7 protein-coding genes and 2 tRNA genes are annotated in these 6,439 nt (G+C 70.8%); 2 read left to right on the top strand and 7 right to left on the bottom strand.

Annotation, left to right across the window (positions count from 1 at the left end):
• Positions 1–264: hypothetical protein (locus QM626_RS10245; protein WP_415076640.1), on the top strand; the 264-nt coding region annotated here is incomplete at its 5' end.
• 3 nt (positions 265–267) lie between these two features.
• Here the strand turns inward: QM626_RS10245 and QM626_RS10240 are convergent.
• Positions 268–960 (bottom strand): fructose 1,6-bisphosphatase, encoded by a 693-nt coding sequence (locus QM626_RS10240; protein WP_415076638.1) that lies wholly within the window; start codon positions 958–960, stop codon positions 268–270.
• A 118-nt stretch (positions 961–1,078) separates the two neighbouring features.
• Between QM626_RS10240 and QM626_RS10235 the strand changes: the two genes are divergently transcribed.
• Positions 1,079–2,728 (top strand): sensor histidine kinase, encoded by a 1,650-nt coding sequence (locus QM626_RS10235; RefSeq protein ID WP_415076636.1) that lies wholly within the window; start codon positions 1,079–1,081, stop codon positions 2,726–2,728.
• Here QM626_RS10235 and QM626_RS10230 read toward each other — a convergent pair.
• From QM626_RS10230 to QM626_RS10205, 6 genes are all read right to left on the bottom strand, one after another.
• Positions 2,712–3,329 carry a hypothetical protein gene (locus QM626_RS10230; protein WP_415076634.1) on the bottom strand — a complete coding sequence of 206 codons (618 nt, stop codon included), beginning with the start codon at positions 3,327–3,329 and terminating at the stop codon, positions 2,712–2,714. The genes QM626_RS10235 and QM626_RS10230 overlap by 17 nt on opposite strands.
• Positions 3,330–3,397: 68 nt before the next feature.
• Positions 3,398–3,718, bottom strand: a complete 321-nt coding sequence (locus QM626_RS10225; protein WP_415076632.1) for a hypothetical protein — start codon at positions 3,716–3,718, stop codon at positions 3,398–3,400.
• A 216-nt stretch (positions 3,719–3,934) separates the two neighbouring features.
• Positions 3,935–4,008: transfer RNA gene (locus tag QM626_RS10220), tRNA-Met, on the bottom strand.
• A 22-nt stretch (positions 4,009–4,030) separates the two neighbouring features.
• Positions 4,031–4,102: transfer RNA gene (locus QM626_RS10215), tRNA-Thr, on the bottom strand.
• Positions 4,103–4,170: 68 nt separating this feature from the next.
• The gene (locus tag QM626_RS10210) at positions 4,171–5,325 is read right to left on the bottom strand and encodes a peptidoglycan DD-metalloendopeptidase family protein (RefSeq protein WP_415076630.1); all 1,155 of its coding nucleotides are present in this window, start codon (positions 5,323–5,325) and stop codon (positions 4,171–4,173) included.
• 217 nt (positions 5,326–5,542) lie between these two features.
• Positions 5,543–6,337: an inositol monophosphatase family protein gene (locus QM626_RS10205; RefSeq protein ID WP_415076628.1), complete on the bottom strand. Its 795-nt coding sequence runs from the start codon at positions 6,335–6,337 to the stop codon at positions 5,543–5,545.
• Positions 6,338–6,439: the final 102 nt, after the last annotated feature.

Below are 6,439 nucleotides of genomic sequence, written 5' to 3'. Positions count from 1 at the left end.
GTGGACGTCGCCCCGGCCGGCGCCCCGGTCGCGGCGTGCGCACGCGACACCCTCACCGTCGCGTTGCCCGCCGCCGCGGTCGGCGCCGAGCGGACGGACGTGCTGCAGCGGCGGTTCGACGAGCTGACGCCGCTGGTCGCATACGAGGACCTGCCCCGGATCGGGATCGCGCAGGAGCAGGTCTCCGACATCGCGACGCTCGACGCGCTGATCCCGCCGCGACGCACCCGGCGTGGCCGGATCGGCCTGCCGGCGCGGCTGTGAGCGCTACGGGAATATCGCGATCGGCAGGTACTGGTAGACGACCTGCTGCTGGAACGAGGTGTCCGTGTTCGCCGTGCCCTCGACGTACACGGTCATCGCGAACGTCAGCGTGATGCCGTATGTGTCGGCCGGGAGCTCCTGGATCGTCTGGCTCGAGACGAGCAGGCCGCCCTGGAAGTGGTTGAGCAGAAGCCCGTAGTCGGAGCGCAGCGTGTCGGTCGGGACGAGCGTGCGCGGATCGGCGGAGAACTGATAGGCGATCTGCGAGACGCCCGAGGTCTGGGCCGTCTGACCGGTGATCTGGATCGCCGAGATGTAGACACGGCGCTTCTCGGTCAGCACGGCCTTGTCGTCGACCCGATTGTCGTAGACGTTGACCGCGAAGCCGAAGGACTTGTCCGTGGCGGGGCTCCAGCTCTGCGTCTGCTTCGGGTCGTCCGCCCAGACGTCCAGGTGCAGCACGAGGTCGTCGGCGAGGTCTGCGGTCAGCGACACCGATCCGTCGTAGGTGAACTGGGAGTTGAAGACGAGGGACGAGCTCGTGCTGGGCGTCGGGGTGGAGACCGCGGCGGCGCTGTCGTTCTGCAGGTTGTTGAACGCGCTGACGATCTCCGAGCAGCCGGAGAGCGAGACGGAGCCGAAGACCGCGAGCACGGCGACGACGACGATGCGGCGGAGGGCGGTACGAGTGCTCACGGGCGCTCCTGAGTGCGTCCCGCTGCGACAGCGGGAAGGGGTTCGGGTCGGCCGCCGGCATGTCGGGTGGATCTTCAGCAGCGGCGCAAGTATACGGGAGATTCACTAAACTCTCTGCATGGGTGCCGCAGGGAGCGTGTCGGCTGCACCGGCCCCCTCGGCGGACCTGTCCCGCACGCGCTCGATCTGGCTGTCCCAGCTGCTGCTGGCCGCGGTCGTGGTGATCGTGGCGCTGGTCGTCCAGACGCTGGCGCCGTCGCAGTTCGTCCACTGGACGTTCTCCGCCGGCGTCGCCGGCGTCGTGGGCGTCACCGCGCTGACGCTGGTGCTGCCGTGGGCGCTGCTGCCGCAGCGGGCCGTGCTCGCACTGCCGCTGCTGGACATCGTCGCGATCGGCTTCCTGCAGTACAGCGGCGGGCTCTACACGAGCTTCCTCTGGGTGTTCCCGGTGGTGTGGATCGCGACCCGCTTCTCCGCCGCCGCGATCGCGACGGCCGGGGGCCTCGTCGGTCTGAGCCTGCTGGTGGAGGTGTTCCTCGACCGCAGCGACGAGTCGATGTTCGCCACGGTGATCATCGTGCTGCTCTCACTCGCCTTCCTCGCGATGAGCACCGCGATCAGCGCACGGCAGACGCGAGCGTTCAAGACGCTGCTGCGGCGCCAGGCGCACACCCTGCAGGCGACGGTGTCACGGGTCAGGGCTCAGGAGCGTCGCGTCACCCTCACGCTCGACGCGCTCGACACCGGCATCGTCCGGATCTCCGAGGCCGGCGACGTCCTCGCCGTCAACGACACGTACCTCGCCCTCTACGGGCTGGACGCCGCCGCCCCGGCGGCGCCGGGCACCAGCGTCGAGTACGCGACGCTGCGGGGCGACCCGCTCACCGGCCGGCAACGCCCGTTCGTGCGCGCGGCGGCTGGTGAGGTGTTCGAGCAGGACCGCGTCTGGCTCTTCGACGCAGTCGGGACCTGGCACGCCCTCTCGGTCTCCTCGCGAGCGCTGCCGGCGGTGGACGGCGAGGAGGCCAGCACCCTGCTGCTCGTGCACGACGTCACGGCGCTCATCGAGTCCGAGCGGAAACGCGAGCGGATCTCGGCGGTCGTCTCGCACGAGCTGCGCAACCCGCTGACCGCGATCATCGGCCATGCCGAGCTGCTGCTGGAGGAGGAGGACATCCCCGAGCGCGTCCGCGAGCAGCTGCGGGTGGTGGACTCCGCCGCGCAACGGATGCAGCACCTCATCGACGACATCCTGCGCGACCGGGGAGCCGCCGATCAGGCGCAGGAGGAGGTGACGGTCGACCTCGGCCGGATCGTCTCGGCATCGGTCGAGTCGTTCCTCCCGGCGGCCCAGACCGCCCACGTCGCCGTCACGACGGATGTGCCGGCCGGTCTGCGGGTGGTCGGCGACGGGTTCCGGCTGCGCCAGGTGGTCGACAATCTCCTCAGCAACGCGATCAAGTACAGCGACCGGGGCGGCGCCGTCGGCATCCACGGCCGCGTCGAGGCCGGGACGGTGCGCGTGTCGATCGCCGACGACGGACTCGGCATCGGCCCGCAGGACCTGCCGCACGTGTTCGAGCCGTACTTCCGGGCGGAGACCGCCCGCCGGTCCGGCGTCGCCGGGACCGGCCTGGGCATGGGGATCGCGCAGTCCCTCGTCGCCGCGCACGGCGGCCGGCTCGACATCGACAGCGAGCCGGGCGTCGGCACGACGGTGACCGTCAGCCTGCCGGCGGCGGCCCGAGCGGTCAGCCCGCCGAGTTGATCAGCACGACGAGCGTGTCGCTGGCGGTCTGCTTCGCGTACTCGCTCGAGGTGGGTGTCGTCTGCACGAGGAAGTCGTATGTGAGCTGCACCGTGACATACGTGCTCTCGGCCGGGACCTCGCCGATGTTGAACGTCTGCGAGTAGCTGTACGGCGACAGGACCAGGTAGCCGGGCGCTCCCGACGAGGGCACCGAATAGGTGTCGGTCTGCGCGTCCAGCGGGGACAGCGCGCCCGAGGAGTTGCCCGGCACGACGACCATGGTCGCGGTCTGCAGGTACACCTTCTGGCCGTCGTCGGGCGTCACGGTCGTCGAAAGCGACAGACTGATCGGCTTGAGGGCGGTGGGAGTCCACAGATCCATCGACAGCGTCGACCAGTAGTTGATCGTCGCGGTCACCGATCCTGCCGTGACGGTGCGCTCGGTCGAGCCGGTGGACAGGTCGTTGGAGATCGGCGTCGGCACCGCGGTGGCCGTGCTGGTGGTGGGCGATGCCGAGGAGTCGTCGTTCCACGGCGCCACGCCGCATCCGGCCAGCAACGCGACCGCCAGCGTGAGCGCGGTCGCCGCGCCGACGCGGACGCTGCGTGTGACCCCCATGAGATCCCCTTCTTTCGTTGGCACAGTACACGACATCTCATCGGTGCTCCGTCGCGGCGAGAGCGACGTCACAGGAACCAGCCCGAGATGAGCGCGACCGGGACGAGCACGGCGACGATGCTCAGCAGCAGGGCCAGGATCGTGCACACCAGGTTGCGACGCGCACGGATGTCGAGCACGAGCGCGAGCGCGCTCAGCAGCAGGCAGAGGATGCCGCCGAGGGCCGTGAACGGCAGCGTGACGAAGAGGAACCAGGCCGCGTCCGCCGTGCTCGGCTGCAGCGCCACGACGAAGCAGAGCAGCGACGGCGCGATCGCCAGGAGCACCAGGACGAGCGCGACGATGCCGAGGATCGGGACGCGACGGGGCGCGAGGGAGGCTTCGCTCACTCCGGCGAGTCTATGGCGCTCAGCCGCTGTCGCAGCAGCGAACGGCGTGACGCACGGGCGTGTCATGACTCAGTCCGGCCGGGCGGGCGGGACGGGAAGACGCCCGGGATTCCGGGCCTGCCGACGTCCTGGGCCGCGATCCAGGCGGAGTTATGACACGCCGCCCGCAGGATCGGCGGAACCACAGCTGCCGGTCCGGCACGGCGAGCACCTCGGTAGCAGGAGCGGGGCTTGAACCCGCGACCTCACGATTATGAGTCGTGCGCTCTCACCAACTGAGCTACCCTGCCGCGATCGGCCTCAGCCGAAGCGAGCCCCGAGTCAGGATTGAACTGACGACCCCTTCCTTACCATGGAAGTGCTCTGCCACTGAGCTATCGGGGCGTGCCGCCCGCGCGCGGGCAACGAGAACGAGGATACCAGAGCAGCAGCATCCCGCCGAACCGGTCTGGCTAGTCGCCGAGGTCCATCCGGCCGGCGTTGGCGCGCAGCCAGGCGATCGGATCGATCGCGGTCGTGCCGTTCTGAAGGATCTCGACATGGGTGTGCGCGCCGTACGACTGACCCGTGTCGCCGGTCTCGCCGATGAACTCGCCCGCGACGACCGTGTCGCCGACCTCGACCTGCCGCGAGCCGTACAGCATGTGCGCGTAGCGCGACGAGACCAGCTGGCCGTCGATGATGTGGTCGATGACGATGGTCACCCCGTACGCGCCGCCGCTGTCGGTCGAGATGCGGACGGTGCCCGCGGCGATCGCCTGGATGTGCGATCCTTCGCCGGGCGTGAAGTCGGCGCCCTCGTGGAACTCGGACCCGCGCCAGCCGAATCCGTAGCTGATGGACACGCCGACCGCGAACGGCCACTGGATCGCGGCGTTCGGGTTGTTCGTGTAGAAGTCCGAGTAGTAGCTGATGTCGTTCGCCGCGGCGATCGCCGCGATGGACTCCGTCGAGTAGTCCGCGCGGTCCAGCGCCGCGGTCTGCGCGTTGGCCGGTGCGACGTACGCCTGCACGTCGGACGCGGAGATCGAGGACACGCTCGAGGTCAGCGACACGCTGGCGGTGCCGGATGCCGCGGACACCGCCTCCGCGGGCGTGGTCATGCCGACCGCGAGCAGACCGACGACACCCATGGCGCCGATCGACGCACCGGCCGCGGTGATCCGCTTCAGGGAGGCGCCACGGCCACGGAACAGTCGCCGCGCGGGCGGCGACGCCAGGGCGGGCTCGGTCTCGTCTTCGGCGATCGCGGCCGCGGCGACCTGGATCGGGGTCTCACCGGTGAACGAGAAGAGACGGGCGGCGGCCTCGAACTCGTCGACGACCGCGCTCGCATCGGCGTGCACCGCCTGCGCGAACTCGGCCTCGACCGGCTCGGCCGAGACGGCCGCCGACGGCTCAGGCTCAGCACGCAGCGCCGCCGGCAGCGTGATCGGCGCCGTCGCGACGACCGGGGCGACCAGCGTGTCCGCTGTGACGATCGGCTCCGCGGCGGTCAACGCGGCCTCGCGCGCCGCCATCTCGCGCAGCTCGCGACGAGTCAGCGGGATCGCGGGCGCCTGCACGGCGGCCGGGACGACGGGATCCCCCGCATTCTCCTGAGTCACTCCACCGTCGACCGCGAGGGCCGGACGGCGGCGGCTGCGCCGCGACGGGGCGCTTTCGGCCGCAGTGTTCTCAGAGATCAAAACGCAGGTCGCCTCGGTTCGTGCCGCGCATGCGCGGCGGATGTCATGCCTCGGGTCGTCGTACTTCGCTCAGGCAACGAAAGTAACGGATGGATAAACAGTAGCGGCATCCGTCTGGGAATGCCATGCACGTGTCTCAATCGGTGATGACGTCGGAGAGCCTGCGGAAGAGGTCGGGCCCGGCGGCGATCGTCATCGTCCGACCCGGTCCGCGACCGCCGATGCCCCCGACGCGTCCGCCCGCCTCGAGGACCAGCAGGGATCCGGCGGCGATGTCCCAGGGATGCAGTCCGCGCTCGAAATACCCGTCGAGCCGCCCCGCGGCCACCCCGGCCAGATCGAGAGAGGCCGCTCCCATCCGCCGGATGTCCCGCGCGAGCGGCATGACCTTCATCAGCCGCGCGAGGTCGCCGGCGTGCGTGGCGGGGTCGTAGCCGAATCCGGTCGCGATCAGCGCCCCCGCCGCCGACACCGGATCGGTCACCGTGAGGCGCCGCCCGTCGAGGAACGCTCCCTCGCCGCGCGCCGCCTGGAACAGCTCCCCCACCGCCGGACTGAACACGGCGCCCGCCAGCGCGGTCCAGGATGCCGGGTCGGGCTCGCCCTCGACCGCGGCGATGCTGACGGCGTAGGCGGGGATGCCGTAGGCGTAGTTGACGGTGCCGTCGATCGGGTCGACGACCCACGTCACGCCGCTGCGCGAGACGCCGGCGCCGGACTCCTCGCCGAGGAAGCCGTCGTCGGGGCGGTCGGCGGCGAGCCGATCCCGGATCAGAGCTTCGACCTCGCGGTCGGCGTCGGTGACGATGTCGGCCAGCGCCGACTTGGTCGCGGCGATCGAGACGCCCTCGTGCCGACGACGCGCGGCGAGCTCCCCGGCCTCGCGGGCGATCTCTACGGCCAGACGCTGCAGCTCGACGGGAGACGACACGGCCTCCACGCTACGTCACCGCGGCGGAAGAGGCGGTGCCGGCGGGTAGCCCGTGTAACCGGTCTCCGGGGCCGGCGCGGGCGCGGGGGGTGCGGGCGCCGC

Origin of the sequence: Microbacterium sp. (assembly GCF_047606385.1) — a bacterium.
GTDB lineage: Bacteria > Actinomycetota > Actinomycetes > Actinomycetales > Microbacteriaceae > Microbacterium.
Note: the sequence above shows the minus strand (reverse complement) of the source record. Positions and strands in the feature narration are given on the sequence as shown.